The sequence below is a fragment of the Paenibacillus tyrphae genome, assembly GCF_027925525.1.
GTDB classification, from domain to species: domain Bacteria; phylum Bacillota; class Bacilli; order Paenibacillales; family NBRC-103111; genus Paenibacillus_G; species Paenibacillus_G tyrfis_B.
Window position 1 is genome coordinate 119,818 of sequence record NZ_BSDJ01000013.1, and the last position, 14,787, is coordinate 134,604.

The following is a 14,787-nucleotide window of genomic DNA, read 5'->3' on the forward strand; positions in this document are numbered from 1 at the left end:
GCCGAACAAGAGCTTCATGACAGCGTCATGAGGCGGCTCCTTCCCCTCAGTCCAACAAAAACCGCACGACGCAACACAGCGCACCCCGGGCATACGTATGGAGAGAACGCCGCATGCGAGCGTGTCCCGAAGGGACGAAAGCGTTCCTGCGCGAACGTCCCTTCAACGCCGGCCCCGCAGCAGGCACGCCCCTTTCGGGTGTCCAGAGGGCGCAGCCCTTTGGGGTCCTCCCTACTAGGGAGGATTTAGGAGGGTATCCACTTGAGGAGGATCAATAACAACTATGTTAACAGGCAAACAAAAACGGTATTTGCGCTCGATGGCGCATCATCTGAACCCGATTTTTCAGGTCGGCAAAGGAGGCGTAAACGATCATCTGATCCGACACATCAGCGAGGCGCTGGAAGTCCGCGAGCTGATCAAAGTGACTGTGCTTAACAACTGTATGGAGGACCGGAGCGAAGTGGCCGAGCAGTTGGCGCAGGGTGCCGGCGCGGAGCTGGTTCAAGTGATCGGCAAAATCATCGTGCTCTACAAGGAATCCCGCGAGCATAAGACGATCGAGCTCCCGGTTTAAGCTTACGGCGGTAGAAGTGGCATTTCAGCTAAAAAAAGGGGGATGCCGGATGAAGGTTGGTCTGATGGGCGGCACCTTCGATCCCGTTCATATCGGGCATTTGATTGCCGCCCAAAGCGTCTGCGAGAGGCTGGAACTCGACGAGGTATGGTTTATGCCGACGAACGTGCCTCCGCATAAAGAACAGGCGCCCGGGGCTTCCCCGCGGCAGCGGCTGGAGATGGTCGAGCTGGCCGTCGAAGGGCACCCGCACTTCCGGGCTTCGGATATGGAGCTGCGCAAAGGCGGCGTATCGTACAGCATCGAGACGGTAACGATGCTTCGGGCGCAGCATCCCGGTTATCGGTTTACTTATATTATCGGGGCCGATATGGTCCGATATTTGCCGAAGTGGTATAAGATCGACGAGCTAGCCCGACTGGTTACTTTCGCCGGACTGCAGCGGCCGGGCTACGAAACGGGCTACGAGGGGCTACCCGATGCCATTCGGCAGGCGGTGAAGCTTGTACCGATGCCGCAAATCGAGCTGTCGTCCACGTTAATCCGGCAGCGTCGGGCTTCGGGACGGTCGGTGCGTTACATGGTCCCGGACCGGGTAAATCATTATATCGAGGTGAACCGTTTGTATGAAGCGTGAGGAAATGATCGAATCAGTTCGCTCCCAGATGCCGGAGAAGCGCTGGAACCATACGCTTGGCGTCATGGAAACGGCGGTGCGGCTGGCGGAGCGCTATGGGTCGGACCCGGCCAAAGCCGAGCTGGCGGCCATTCTCCACGATGTCTGCAAATATTGGCGCGTGGACGAGCAAGCGCGCATCATCCGCGAGAACGGTCTGCCTCAGGATTTGCTCGATTATGACAAAGAGCTGTGGCATGCCCATGCGGGCGCTTGGATCGCCCGGGAGCAGTACGGCGTAAGCGACGAGGAAGTGCTGAATGCGATCCGTTATCACACCTCGGGGCGGGCGCGAATGACACTGCTGGACAAGGTCGTTTGTCTGGCGGATTACATGGAGCCGGGTCGGGATTTTCCGGGCGTGCATAATATTCGCCAAAACGCCGAACATAGTTTAGAGAAGGCACTTATAACCGGATTTGACGGAACGATCCGTTTTTTATTGGATAAAGGCAAGCGAATTTATCCGCTGACCTTCGAAGCTCGCAACGGACTGATCCGGGAGCTGGAGGAGCGGGGAGAAACGGTATGATTCATTTACAGGAGGAAACGATATGACCATTCAACCGGATGAGCTTATGCAGCTTGTGGTCGATGCGGCCGAAGACAAGAAAGCGATGGACGTAACGGCATTGAATCTGCGCGGGATTTCTTTGATCGCGGATTATTTTGTGATTTGCCACGGTAATTCCGAAACGCAGGTGCAAGCGATCGCGACCGAGATTAAAAAGCGTTCGGAAGAGCGCGGCGCACGAATTCGCGGCCTCGAAGGCATGGACACGGCCCGTTGGGTGCTTGTCGACTTGGGCGACGTCGTCGTTCACGTGTTTCACCGCGACGATCGCGAATATTATAACATCGAGCGGCTGTGGTCCGACGCGAAAGTGGTCGAACGGGTATGAGGCTGGAAGCCGGAACGATCCGACGCTTGGACGTGGCGAGGGAAGTGTCGCCGCACGGTTATTTTTTGACGGACGGCACACAGGACGTGCTGCTCCATTACAGCGAAGCCGCCGGGGAAGTGAAGCCGGGAGAGCAGGTTGAGGTATTCCTGTTCCACGACACCGAGGACAGGCTGGCGGCGACGATGCGCAAGCCGCTCGTGACGCTCGGAGAAGTCGCGCTTCTCGAAGTGGTCGACACTCATCCGCGCTTCGGCTGCTTTCTCGAAATGGGGCTCGGACGTCATTTGCTGCTTCCTTTTAAAGAGCTTCCTGAGCTTAAGGAGCTGCGTCCCGAAGTCGGAGACCGCGTGTTCGTCGTACTCGCGCACGACCGCCAAGGACGGCTTGTAGCCAAAGTCGCCGGAGAAGACCGGCTCAAACGGCTGTGCTTTGATGCTCCGGCAACCTGGCGCAACGCTTGGGTCGATGCCCGCGTCTACAAGCCGCTGCAAATGGGATCGTTCGTCGTCTGCGACGGCGGCGTGGTCGGCTTCGGCGTCATCGGCTTCATTCATGCGTCCGAGAGAAGCCGGCTGCTGCGTCTCGGTGAACAGGTGAAGGTGCGCGTCACGTTTGTGCGCGAGGACGGCAACGTCAACTGCTCGATGCGCGAGCGTAAGGAAGTCGGACGCGACACCGATTCGGAGAAGCTGCTGGCTTTCCTTAAAGAGCGCCCGAATCAGGCGATGCCGTATTCGGACGAAACCCCGGCCGATTTGATCAGTCAGCGGTTCGGCATGAGCAAGTCCGCCTTCAAGCGCGGCATCGGCAAGCTGATGAAGGAAGGCCTGGTTTATCAGGAAGGCAGCTGGACCTATTTGAAAAAAGAAGCGGCATCGCAGCCGGCATCCGAATGAAGGTCGTTCGGAGCCGGCCTTTGTCTGTTCGGTGAAGGAGGAGCAAGCCGTGGCTTACGAACAATTTTCGTATCTATACGACCGGCTGATGGAGGATATGCCATACGACGATTGGCTCCGCTTTGCGCAGAAATGCTGGGATAAGTTTGGCACGCCTAGAAGCGTGGTCGATTTGGGCTGCGGCACCGGAAGCATAGCCGTCCCGCTGGCGCAGCTCGGCTACGAGGTCGTCGGCATCGATCTGTCGGAGGATATGCTGTCCATGGCCAGTCAAAAAGCGGAAAACGCCCAGCGGAGCAAGCCTTTTCCTGCGGGCGGAAGCGTGATGTGGCTTCAGCAGGACATGCGCGAATGGGAGCTTGGCCGTCAGATGGACGCGGTCATCTCGTTTTGCGATTGCTTGAACTATTTGCTGGAGGAAGAAGACATCGAGCGGACCTTCAAGCAAGTATACGACGGGCTTGCTCCGGGCGGCGTATTCGTGTTCGACATGCACACGCAGAGCCAGCTTCAGAACTACGCGGAATCGCAGCCGTTTTTCCTGAACGATGACGACGTCGCCTACATCTGGACCTGCGATTTCGATCCGGGCCGCTGCGAAATCGAGCATGAGTTGACATTGTTCGTGCGGGAAGGGGACACATGGGCGGAAGGGTCTGACGACGCCATTACCGAGCGGTATCACCGGATCGAGGAGCTGCATGTGCAGCGGGCGTATCCGCTCGATTGGGTGCAGGAGCGGCTTCGTGCGGCCGGATTTTCCGAGACAGCATGCTATGCCGACTTTTCGTTCGAAGCGCCGACGGACGATACGCAGCGAGCGTTTTTTGTGGCTGTGAAGCCGCGGGACTGAGCTTGAAGTGGGATAAACGGACGCGGACGCATCTCGTTAACGCGTTAAATGGATAATCAGTTGCAGCAGGCACAGGATCATCCCCCATAGCGGGAGCGACAGCATTACCCCGTTGACGAATCCTTTCATACGGCTCATCCTCCGAAGCTTTGAATAGAAAACTTTTATTACAAAGTATGGCCAAGTTGTGGAGGATGTAACCGGGACAGGCCCGTTGCGATTGGCCCGGCGGCATTTATCCCGCAGCTTCGGGAAAATCAGGGGCCCGGCTTGACACGGAGGAATCGTTTTTCATATAATGAAACCTAATTGGAGCATATATGCAAAAGGCCGTGACAAGAACTAGTAACTGCAGCGCTTTCTTTCAGAGAGCCGGTGGCGGGTGGGAACCGGTAGAAGCGGGCAGCGAACTCATCTTCGAGCCGTTAGGCCAAAAGACCGCAACCGAGCGCAAGCTTCGCCGGTCACAGCCGCAAACGTCCCCCGCGTTAAGGGGAGAGTGGACCCGGGCAAAGCATGCCTGAGTCAACTAGGGTGGTACCACGGGAAATAAGCCTCTCGTCCCTAGCGTTGCGCTAGCGATGAGGGCTTTTTTGTTTGAATCGAAGGAGGTCTACACAATATGGCACAGGAAACTAGAGAACAGCAAGGGTACAACCCCTTGGCGATTGAACCGAAATGGCAGCAATATTGGGAGAAAAACAAAACGTTCAAGGTGCTGGACGACGAGAGCAAGCCGAAGTTTTACGCGCTTGACATGTTTCCGTATCCTTCCGGAGCAGGACTTCACGTCGGGCACCCGGAAGGCTATACGGCGACGGATATCGTATCCCGCTATAAACGGCTGCGCGGCTATAACGTTCTGCATCCGATGGGATGGGACGCCTTCGGCTTGCCGGCGGAGCAGCATGCACTCGATACGGGACAGCATCCGCGCGACATTACGTTCCGCAATATCGATAATTTCCGCAGACAGGTCAAGTCGCTCGGCTTCTCTTACGATTGGGACCGCGAATTCAGCACGACCGATCCCGAATATTATAAATGGACGCAATGGATTTTCGTTCAACTGTATAAAAAGGGTCTTGCCTACGTGGACGAAGTGCCGGTCAACTGGTGTCCGGCGCTCGGAACGGTGCTGGCCAACGAAGAAGTCATCGACGGCTTGAGCGAGCGCGGCGGCCATCCGGTCATCCGCAAGCCGATGCGCCAATGGGTGCTCAAAATCACCGAGTATGCGGAGCGCCTGCTGGAGGATCTTGAGGAGCTCGACTGGTCCGAAAGCATCAAGGATATGCAGCGCAACTGGATCGGCAAGTCTACGGGCGCCGAAGTGACGTTTGCCATCGACGGACATGGAAACGATAGCCTGAAGGTATTCACGACCCGTCCGGATACGCTGTTCGGAGCCACCTATTGCGTATTGGCGCCCGAGCATGAGCTCGTAGCCCGTATTACGACGCCGGAGCAAGCTCAAGCGGTGCAAGACTATCAGGAACGTGCGGCCCGCAAAAGCGACTTGGAGCGCACCGATCTTGCGAAGGAAAAAACAGGCGTCTTTACCGGCGCCTATGCGGTCAATCCGGTCAACGGCAGCAAGGTGCCGATCTGGATCGCCGACTATGTGCTGGCCGGATACGGAACAGGCGCGATCATGGCGGTGCCGGGGCACGACCCGCGCGACTGGGAGTTCGCGAAGCAGTTCGACCTTCCGATTGTGGAAGTGGTGCAGGGCGGCGATGTAAACAAGGAAGCGTACGCCGGCGACGGCGCGCACGTCAACTCCGAGTTCCTGAACGGCTTGAATAACGAGCAAGCCATCGTGCGAATGATTGAGCACCTCGAAGCCAACGGCAAAGGCCAAGGCAAAGTCACCTATCGTCTCCGCGACTGGCTGTTCAGCCGCCAACGTTACTGGGGCGAGCCGATTCCGATCCTCCATCTGGAGGACGGTACGATGAAAACCGTACCGGAAGATCAGCTGCCGCTGCTGTTGCCGGAGGTGGACGAAATCAAGCCTTCCGGGACCGGCGAATCGCCGCTTGCCAATGTGACGGATTGGGTGAATACGGTAGATCCGGAGACCGGCCTCAAAGCGCGCCGCGAGACGAACACGATGCCGCAATGGGCGGGAAGCTGCTGGTACTACCTGCGCTTTATCGATCCGAAGAACAAGGACGAGATCTGCTCCAAGGAGCTGCAGCGCAGATGGCTGCCGGTTGACCTGTACATCGGAGGCGCGGAGCATGCTGTGCTTCACCTGCTGTATGCCCGTTTCTGGCACAAAGTATTGTACGACCTCGGCGTTGTAGAAACGAAGGAGCCTTTCTACAAGCTGGTTAACCAAGGAATGATTCTCGGTGAGAATATGGAGAAAATGAGCAAATCGCGCGGCAACGTCATCAACCCGGACGAAATCGTCGGCGAATACGGCGCGGATACGCTGCGCATGTACGAGATGTTCATGGGGCCGCTGGAAGCGACGAAGCCTTGGAATACGAACGGCGTAGAGGGCACATTCCGCTTCCTGAGCCGCGTATGGCGCTTGTTCGTCGGCGAAGACGGAGGGTTGAGTGCGAAAATTACCGAAGATCGCGATGCGGGCAGCGAAGCGTTCAAACGGACCTGGCACCGCACGATTAAGAAAGTCACCGAAGACTACGATGCGCTGCGCTTCAATACGGCAATCAGCCAACTGATGATCTTCGTCAACGAAGCGTACAAGACGGACCGTCTGCCGAAAGCGGCGATGGAAAACTTCGTGCAAATGCTGTCTCCGATCGCGCCGCACTTGGCGGAAGAGCTGTGGGAGAAGCTCGGTCATTCCGGTACCGTTGCTTATGAGGCATGGCCTGTATACGACGAAGCGTGGACAGTCGACAACGAAGTGGAAATCGTCATCCAAGTGAACGGCAAAATCGCCGACCGCGCCACGATCGCGGCGGATGCCGACGAAGCGACAATGCAGGAGCTGGCGCTTGGCTTGGATAAAGTCAAAGAAGCTATGGCGGGTAAAACCGTCCGCAAGGTGATTGCCGTCAAAGGCAAGCTTGTCAATATCGTCGTAGGGTAAGAAGCGGCGTCGGGCAAACAAAAAACCGCACTCCGGAATCGGAGCACGGCGGTTCATATCGGAAAAGGACGTGAAAGCATCGCGTTCTGTTCGGCCTACGGGCTGAAAAACCGGGCTTTCACCTTTTCCACATCTTCATCGTATTTAGCGTGAGTTGTGCGGATCAGGTCGTCAAAGACCCCGCACAACTCTTTTTGCATTATGCGGAGACCTTCCGCGGTAATGCCGCCGGGAACGGACACCCGCTGCTGCAGGGAAGCGGGCGTAAAGCCTCCAGTGGTTAGCAGCCTGCCGGTGCCGAGCGTCATCTCGGCCGCAAGCTGCGTAGCCTCCGTCTCGGAGATGCCGGTGGCGGCAACGGCGGCCTCGACGAATTTTTGCACGAAAAAGGCCAGAAACGCCGGGCCGCAGCTTGTAATGTCCGAAGAAACACGCGTATGCTCCTCGCGGATGCGGATAGGGGCGCTAATGTGGGAGAGCAGCAGCTCCAGCCGCGACTGATCCTCGTCGGTCATCCGCTCTCCGTAAATGCACAGTGTCGCGCCACTGAGCACATAGTTGGTAATGCTTGGAATGACCTTGGCGATTTTACAGGGAAGCAGTGTTTCCAGATGACGAATTTGCACCGGGCTTGTAATGGAGACAACGACCGTTTCAGGAGCGACAACATCCCGGATATCATCGATGACCGCTTTAAATTCCATAGGCTTGACGCATAGAAAAAGAAGCTGGGCCCCTGATGCAGCTTCCTTATTAGAACGGGCTGTTTGCAGGCCCGGGTAGCTTTCCGCTAACTGTTCCGCTTTGCGGGCGGTGCGATTGGTCACAACAAGATGCTCCGGGCTGACTGCGCCGGATTGAATGAACGCTTCGATGAGAATACTGCCCATGCTGCCTGTTCCGATAAATCCGATTTGCATGACCATCCCCCCTGATTGGATTGCAGCCTTTTTCATGTATATGAGACAGATCGTAAAACCATGCATTCGATTTTTCGATCAAGATTCGATCAAGATTCGATGCAGAAACGAGGTGGAGCAATGCCCCATTTTTCGGAAAAAGCTTTGGTTCGTCTTGCCGGCCTGGTGCTCGTCGCTGGCATTATCATTGTACTGCTGCTATGGCGTCCTTGGACCTCTGAGGGGATACCGGCGGGCTTTAAGGCGGCGGACGAAGAAATGAGAAAATTGCTTCAGGAGCAGAACGAAGCAAGACAGGCGAATGGGCTTCCGGGCGAGGCGAAGGCAGCGAAGGATGAAAAGAACCCTGCGGCGGAGCCGAAAGAGAACACGGTCGCGGAGAAGGCTTCCGCAGAGTCAGCGTCCAAGCCTACCGCGGTGGGTAGTCCACCGGAAGAAGCTTCCGCCGTCGGGGCGGCTTCCGATTCGGCGAAGGCCGCTGCCGGGAAGCCGGCGGAGAGCGCTTCGGGCAAAATCAATTTGAACACGGCTACCGCCAAACAGCTGGACGAGCTCCCGGGAATCGGGGCCAGCCGGGCGCAAGCGATCGTCGAGCTTCGCAAGAAGCTGGGCGGTTCGTTCAAATCCGTGGACCAGCTGCTGGAAGTGAAGGGAATCGGCGAAAAAATGCTGCAAAAAATAAAGCCTCTCGTCACGTTGGAGCCTTGAATCGGCCAGGCTGTGCAATTATGTCTTGAATGTTTTGCGGAGAAAGCTTTCGTTTTGCTGCGGAATGTGCGAAAATAGGTACGATTATCCATCATTTCTGTTGATTATAAGGAGGATGCAGTATGTCAGATGAGCGCAAGCTTTCTTTGGAAACGTTGGCCGTTCACGCAGGACAGGAGATTGACCCAACGACGATGTCCCGAGCAGTTCCTTTGTACCAGACGACGTCCTATGGATTTCGCGATACGGATCACGCCGCCGATTTATTCGCTCTCAAAGAGTTCGGTAACATCTATACGCGCATTATGAATCCGACGACCGACGTGTTCGAAAAACGCGTTGCTGCGCTCGAAGGCGGAGCTGCGGCTCTGGCGACGGCATCCGGCCAAGCGGCCATCACATACTCGATCCTTAACATTGCCGGAGCGGGCGACGAGATCGTCTCATCGTCCACCTTGTACGGCGGTACTTACAATCTTTTTGCAAATACACTGGCGAAACTCGGCATTAAAGTGCATTTCGTTGATGCGAGCGGTCCGGAAAATTTCCGGAAAGCTATTACGCCTAAGACGAAAGCCGTGTTCGCGGAAGCGATCGGCAATCCTAAGGGCGACGTGCTCGATATTGCTGCCGTAGCGGCTATTGCGCATGAGAACGGCATTCCGTTGATTATCGACAATACGTTCCCGAGCCCGTATCTTTGCCGTCCGATCGAACACGGAGCGGACATTGTCGTTCACTCCGCGACCAAATTTATCGGCGGGCACGGCACCTCGATCGGGGGCATTATCGTCGACGGCGGCCGTTTCGATTGGAAAGCCAGCGGCAAATTTGCCGGTTTGACCGATCCGGACCCGAGCTACCACGGAGTCGTCTATACCGACGCCGTCGGGCCGATCGCTTATATTATCAAGGCACGCGTGCAGCTTCTGCGCGACATGGGCGCTTCGATCTCGCCGTTCAACGCGTTCCTCCTGCTGCAAGGGCTCGAAACGCTTCATCTTCGCATGGAGCGTCACAGCTTCAATGCGCAGAAGGTTGCCGAATTCCTGGAAAAGCACGAAGCTGTGGATTGGGTAAGCTACTCGGGTCTTCCGAGCCATTCGTCGCATGAGCTGGCGAAAAAATATTTGCCTAAAGGCCAGGGCGCGATCATGACGTTCAGCATCAAAGGCGGTGTGGAAGCAGGGCGCAAAGTGATCAATGCGGTAAAGCTGTTCTCCCATTTGGCGAACGTCGGCGATTCGAAGTCGCTCATCATCCATCCGGCCAGCACAACGCATCAGCAGCTTAGCGAGCAGGAGCAGGCGGCGGCGGGCGTAACGCCGGGGATGATTCGTCTGTCCATCGGCACGGAAGCGATCGACGACATTATTTATGATTTGGATCAAGCGATCCAAGCAAGCCAGAAATAGAGCCGTAAAACAAAGGAGCTTGAATCAGCATGATGGCACGTAAAGATTGGGATACGTATTTTATGGATATCGCCTATATGGCTTCCACCCGCTCCCAATGCAGCCGAAGGCACGTTGGAGCCGTCCTGGTGCAGGGGAAGAAGCTGCTCGGCACGGCGTACAACGGTGCTCCGATGGGCGTGCCGGATTGCTCGGAAGCGGGCTGCATGCTCGTGGAAGAGTACGAATTGGTCGCATCGGACGGCAAGGAGCAGGTGGTCAAGAAGCAGCGCTGCATCCGGACGATCCATGCAGAGCAAAACCTGCTGCTGTTTACAGACCGCGAAGACCGCGAAGGGTCTGTTGTTTATGTGACCGACCAGCCGTGCTGGACGTGCGCAAATATGCTTGCGAACAGCGGCGTGTCGGAAATCGTGTTCCACCGGCCGTATCCGAAAGATAACGACAAGGTGCGAGCATTGATGGAGCAGCGCGGAATGACGTTCCGGCAGCTTGAAAACTACGATCCGCCGGCCGGAACGGTCAGCGAAGTGAAAAATTAGAACGATCCAAAGCTTAGGAGGAAGAACCTCTTTTGGGGCGTGCGTCAGGCATGCGCCCGGAAGAGGTTCTTTTTTTGTTGCTGGAAGGAGGAGCGGATGGCTCAAAGACCGATCGTAGCGTTTGCGGTATGTTGGGGGATAGGCTATGCCATTGCTGTGATCGTGCGGCTGCCATGGATGAATCTGTGGCTGGCTATGGCTGCAGGAATGCTGTATTGCGCCGCGATGATCATGAGGCCAAAGGGGACCGTTTGGCTCCGTAGTCTGTTGATCGTCGCGGCTGCAGCGGGCGTATACGGCGACCATGATGCCCGAAACCGGAGCTTGGTCGAATTACAGACCGAAGAAGTAAGCAGCGTGCATTTTCAAGGGAGGATCGTGACGCCGGTTTCGGTAGATGGGGACCGCGTTTCCTTTCAAGCGGAAGCCGAGTCCATAGCGATTCCTGAGAATGGTGTACCGGAAAATGGCGGCAAAGGCGAGCGGATGCAATTTTCGATCCGTTTGCTTGCCCGGGAGGAGCAGGAGACGGCCAGACGTTGGGAGCGGGGCGACCGGATCGTGCTGGACGGAACGCTGCGCCGCCCGGCGGAAGCGCGTAACTTTGGCGGCTTCGATTACCGGAACTACTTGCGGCTGCAGCATATTCATTGGCAGATGACGGCAAAAGGGACAGCAGGACTCGTCGTGACGCCACCGGAATCGGGGGAATGGGGCGGATGGCTTGCCATGCGCAGCATCGACCGCTTTCGGGACCGGCTGGCGGGGCAGGTAGACCAATTGTTTCCTCCGGATCAAAGCGGCTTTATGAAAGGCATGCTGATCGGCCTGACGGATGAGATCGAACCGCAGCAATTCGAGCGGTTTTCCCGGCTGGGCTTGACCCATATTATCGCGATCTCCGGCTTGAATGTCGCTATTTTTCTGGCATGCTTGATCTGGCTGCTGCGCCGCTTCGGACTGACAAGGGAAACGTATCTGCTTACGGCACTTGCGCTCATGCCGCTGTATATCGTCGTCACCGGGGCTTCGCCTTCAATCGTCCGCGCCGGCCTGATGGCGATGATTGGCTTGTATGCCGCTTATCGGAACCGGCTCAAGGACGGGCTCCACATCGCGCTGATCGCGGGAGTTGGCATGCTCGTCTGGAATCCGTATTATTTGCTGGACGTCAGCTTCCAACTGTCGTTTCTGGTGACGCTCGGCCTCATTCTCGGCGTTCCGCAAATGAACAAGCTGCTACCAGTAAAGCATGTGAAGCTGAGAGACGCGCTTTCGATTACCCTAGTCGCACAGCTGATCTCGTTTCCGCTGTCGATTTATTATTTCAACCAATTTTCCCTAATGTCGTTTGTTGCCAATTTTGCGCTGGTTCCCGCATTTAGTGCATGGGTGATGCCGGGCGGAACGGCGGCCATGCTGATTGGATTCGTCTGGGGGACCGGAGCGGGCTGGCTTGGGTGGCTGATTGCCAAGACGAACGAGCTTCTGTTTTACGTGGTGGAACAAGCCAGCAAGCCGGATGCGGTTCAAACGATTTGGCCGACCCCTTCGCCGGTATGGATATTGGCTTATTACGGGCTATTGTGCGCGGTGCTTGTGCTGCTGCAGCCGTTCGCGGCCAAGGACGAAGGGGGTGCCCCGGAGCCGATGCTTTACGGGGTGAAAACGAATAAACTGCCGTTCCTAAACCGGCAAAAGATGAACCGTTACGTCCTGCTGCCCGCCAGTTTGCTCGGCTTTGCGGGACTTCTCTGGTACGGCTACGATCCCGAACGCGGAACAGCGGAGGGACGCGTGCAGTTTTTGGATGTGGGACAGGGGGACAGTATCTTGATCCAGACGCTGCCGGGAGGCCATACGATCTTGGTGGACGGGGGCGGAACGGTTTCCTTCCGCAAACCGGGAGATGCGTGGAAGGAGCGGAGAGACCCTTATGAAGTGGGCCGGAAAATGCTCGTGCCGCTGCTCAAAAAACGCGGCGTGCAGCAAATCGACGAGCTTATTCTGACGCATCAGGATGCCGATCATTTCGGCGGCTTGCAGGCGGTGCTTGAGCACATTCCGGTGCGGCGGTTTTTGTTCAACGGGACGTTGAAGCCGCTGCCGGCCGTGAAAAAGCTGTTTCAAACCGCACTGGAGAAAGGAACGGAGCTGGTCGAGGTCGAGGCGGGGGATACGCTGCAAGTCGACGCCAGCACGGTTCTTCATTTTTTGTATCCGCTGCCGGAGGGAGAGCGGGAGGGCGTGCGTGTGGAGCAGGATCAAAACCCGAGCTCCGTCGTGTTTTTAATGGAGATGGCGGGCACCCGCTGGCTGTTCACAGGCGACATCGGACAGGCCGAGGAGCGAAAGCTGCTTGACCGCTGGTCTTCGGTATCACGAGGATTCGCTCAAGAAGAGGCGCTGGCTCCTGTCGCTCGTGAAGCAGCGTCGTCAGTTGGGGCGGCCGCACAGATGTTTGTAGCCTATAAACCCGTCGATGTGCTGAAGGTTGCTCATCATGGCAGCAAATCGTCTACAGCCGAAGAGTGGCTGAACGCTTGGCAGCCGAAGCACGCGGTCATCTCCGCTGGGGCGAACAACATTTACGGGCATCCGAACCGGCAGGTGCTTGAGCGGCTGACGTCGCACGGCATAAGCGTGCAGCGGACGGACAGGGACGGGGAGGTGCAGATGACCGTGCGGGGCGGAAAGATTTATACGCGAACGAAGCTCCGGCCTTAAAGGTATGGCGGTAACAGGAACAGGGGCGCCTACTGCACCCCATAATGCAGAGAAAGCCGCCTGGTCCATGCGATGATGGGCCAAGCGGCTGTTACGAAGCGGAAATTAGGTAAAAATTAACAGTTTGTGTTAAGATGCAGCATTCACCGAAGTAACGGTGCGGGAGCGCCTGCGGATATAAGCATACACGGTCAGGACGACGATCAGCTCCGAAAGCGGGATGGCGAGCCAAATGCCGGTCGTTCCCATGACATGGGGCAGGGTAAACAGGAGGGCGACCATGATCAACATTTCGCGCGCAATGGTAATCCAAGTCGCCATTTTGACTTGATCGGTCGATTGAAAGTACGTCATCATGACAAAGTTGACGCCCATGAAGAGATAGCCGATGAAAAACAAACGAATGCCGGAAGCGGCCAGCTCCTGAACCTCCCGGGTAAATGAACCGAACAAGGAGACGATGCCGTCGGCCGTAAGCAAACCGATCAGAAACACGCCCAACCCGATGCTGATCGACGTTTTCACGGCGATGCGGACCGTTTCCCGCTCCCGGGCATGCTGCTTCGCACCCCGATAGTAGCTGATCAACGGCTGAATGCCGGATCCCATGCCAATGAACAGCATCAGCACCACGCTGTGCACGTAATTCAGGATGGAGAAGGCCGATACGCCTAACGTGCCCGCCCACCGGACCATAGCCATATTGTAGCCAGCCGTAAATACGGCGATACCCAATTCTGCGACGAAGCTCGGAAAGCCGATCGTGAACGTGCTTTTGGCCAGCTTCCACGACAACCGCAGCTTGACGAAGCGGAGCGTGCTGTCCTTGCGCAGAAAATGCGTGAACAGCACGCACGCCCCGATGGCCGATGCGCCGATCAGCGCCCATGCGGACCCGGCTACGCCGAAGTCGAGGACAAACAACAGCACGTAATTTAGCCCGATATTGCAAACGGCTGTCACGAGCAGCGAAATCATCGCCAGATTCGGATTGGCATCGTTGCGGACAAAGATGCTGAATGCATTTTGCACGGTGACGACAAAGCCGAAGCTCAGCAGCACGGTCATAAATTCCATCGCGTAAGGCATCGTTTCGTTATTGGCTCCGAGAAACACCGCCAGCTTTTCACGGAATAAATAAGCGATCCCCGCCAGCAAGAGCGTCAAGCTGAAAATGAGCGTAAGCGAATGAGTAAAAATCGAGCGTGCCTGTTCCGCATTTTTGGCGCCTAACGATCTGGAATACAATGCCGCGCCGCCGATGCCAACCCACAGCGATATGGCAAAATAAATCGAAAATACTGGAAAGGCGACATTGACCCCCGCCAATGCCACCTCGCCGAGCCGCTGCCCGACGAAAATGCCGTCAATCACGACGTTAATGGACATCATAAACATACCGACAACCGACGGAACCAAATAACGGACGAATACTTTGCTTACGGAATCCGATTCCAGAGCTGTCAGCTTGCTGTTTTCAAGTTGCATCATACAC

13 protein-coding genes and 1 other annotated feature are annotated in these 14,787 nt (G+C 56.5%); of the genes, 11 read left to right on the forward strand and 2 right to left on the reverse strand.

Translation table 11 applies throughout. The features are described 5' to 3' along the window. Positions 1 to 283 precede the first annotated feature (283 nt). From yhbY to leuS, 7 genes are all read left to right on the forward strand, one after another. Positions 284 to 577 (forward strand): ribosome assembly RNA-binding protein YhbY, encoded by a 294-nt coding sequence (gene yhbY / locus QMG93_RS17860; protein WP_216796622.1) that lies wholly within the window; start codon positions 284 to 286, stop codon positions 575 to 577. A gap of 49 nt (positions 578 to 626) precedes the next feature. Continuing rightward, complete coding sequence (locus QMG93_RS17865; RefSeq protein ID WP_281938742.1) at positions 627 to 1,214, forward strand: nicotinate-nucleotide adenylyltransferase; 588 nt, start codon at positions 627 to 629, stop codon at positions 1,212 to 1,214. Next, positions 1,204 to 1,785, forward strand: coding sequence for a bis(5'-nucleosyl)-tetraphosphatase (symmetrical) YqeK (gene yqeK / locus QMG93_RS17870; RefSeq protein ID WP_281938744.1), 582 nt, complete (start codon positions 1,204 to 1,206; stop codon positions 1,783 to 1,785). The genes QMG93_RS17865 and yqeK overlap by 11 nt, the downstream gene beginning before the upstream one ends. Before the next feature lie 22 nt (positions 1,786 to 1,807). Continuing rightward, entirely contained in the window at positions 1,808 to 2,155 is a 348-nt protein-coding gene (gene rsfS, locus QMG93_RS17875; protein ID WP_054973706.1) for a ribosome silencing factor, read from the forward strand. Continuing rightward, the gene (locus QMG93_RS17880) at positions 2,152 to 3,054 is read left to right on the forward strand and encodes a S1 RNA-binding domain-containing protein (protein ID WP_281938747.1); all 903 of its coding nucleotides are present in this window, start codon (positions 2,152 to 2,154) and stop codon (positions 3,052 to 3,054) included. The genes rsfS and QMG93_RS17880 overlap by 4 nt, the downstream gene beginning before the upstream one ends. Before the next feature lie 49 nt (positions 3,055 to 3,103). Continuing rightward, positions 3,104 to 3,907, forward strand: coding sequence for a class I SAM-dependent DNA methyltransferase (locus QMG93_RS17885; RefSeq protein ID WP_281938749.1), 804 nt, complete (start codon positions 3,104 to 3,106; stop codon positions 3,905 to 3,907). Positions 3,908 to 4,230: 323 nt separating this feature from the next. Further along, positions 4,231 to 4,476: a binding site (T-box leader), on the forward strand. A 53-nt stretch (positions 4,477 to 4,529) separates the two neighbouring features. Beyond that, on the forward strand, positions 4,530 to 6,980 hold the full coding sequence (gene leuS, locus QMG93_RS17890; protein WP_281938751.1) for a leucine--tRNA ligase: 2,451 nt from the start codon (positions 4,530 to 4,532) through the stop codon (positions 6,978 to 6,980). A gap of 95 nt (positions 6,981 to 7,075) precedes the next feature. Here leuS and comER read toward each other — a convergent pair whose 3' ends face one another. Beyond that, complete coding sequence (gene comER, locus QMG93_RS17895) at positions 7,076 to 7,900, reverse strand: late competence protein ComER (protein WP_281938752.1); 825 nt, start codon at positions 7,898 to 7,900, stop codon at positions 7,076 to 7,078. Between the two features lie 120 nt (positions 7,901 to 8,020). Here comER and QMG93_RS17900 point away from each other — a divergent pair, with 120 nt between their 5' ends. From QMG93_RS17900 to QMG93_RS17915, 4 genes are all read left to right on the forward strand, one after another. Further along, positions 8,021 to 8,608 (forward strand): ComEA family DNA-binding protein, encoded by a 588-nt coding sequence (locus tag QMG93_RS17900; RefSeq protein ID WP_281938754.1) that lies wholly within the window; start codon positions 8,021 to 8,023, stop codon positions 8,606 to 8,608. Between the two features lie 122 nt (positions 8,609 to 8,730). After that, positions 8,731 to 10,023, forward strand: coding sequence for a homocysteine synthase (locus QMG93_RS17905; protein WP_281938757.1), 1,293 nt, complete (start codon positions 8,731 to 8,733; stop codon positions 10,021 to 10,023). Between the two features lie 29 nt (positions 10,024 to 10,052). Beyond that, positions 10,053 to 10,565 (forward strand): deoxycytidylate deaminase, encoded by a 513-nt coding sequence (locus QMG93_RS17910; protein ID WP_281938759.1) that lies wholly within the window; start codon positions 10,053 to 10,055, stop codon positions 10,563 to 10,565. Positions 10,566 to 10,661: 96 nt separating this feature from the next. Further along, the gene (locus QMG93_RS17915) at positions 10,662 to 13,292 is read left to right on the forward strand and encodes a DNA internalization-related competence protein ComEC/Rec2 (RefSeq protein WP_281938761.1); all 2,631 of its coding nucleotides are present in this window, start codon (positions 10,662 to 10,664) and stop codon (positions 13,290 to 13,292) included. 129 nt (positions 13,293 to 13,421) lie between these two features. Here QMG93_RS17915 and QMG93_RS17920 read toward each other — a convergent pair whose 3' ends face one another. Next, entirely contained in the window at positions 13,422 to 14,783 is a 1,362-nt protein-coding gene (locus tag QMG93_RS17920; protein WP_281938763.1) for an MATE family efflux transporter, read from the reverse strand. Positions 14,784 to 14,787: the final 4 nt, after the last annotated feature.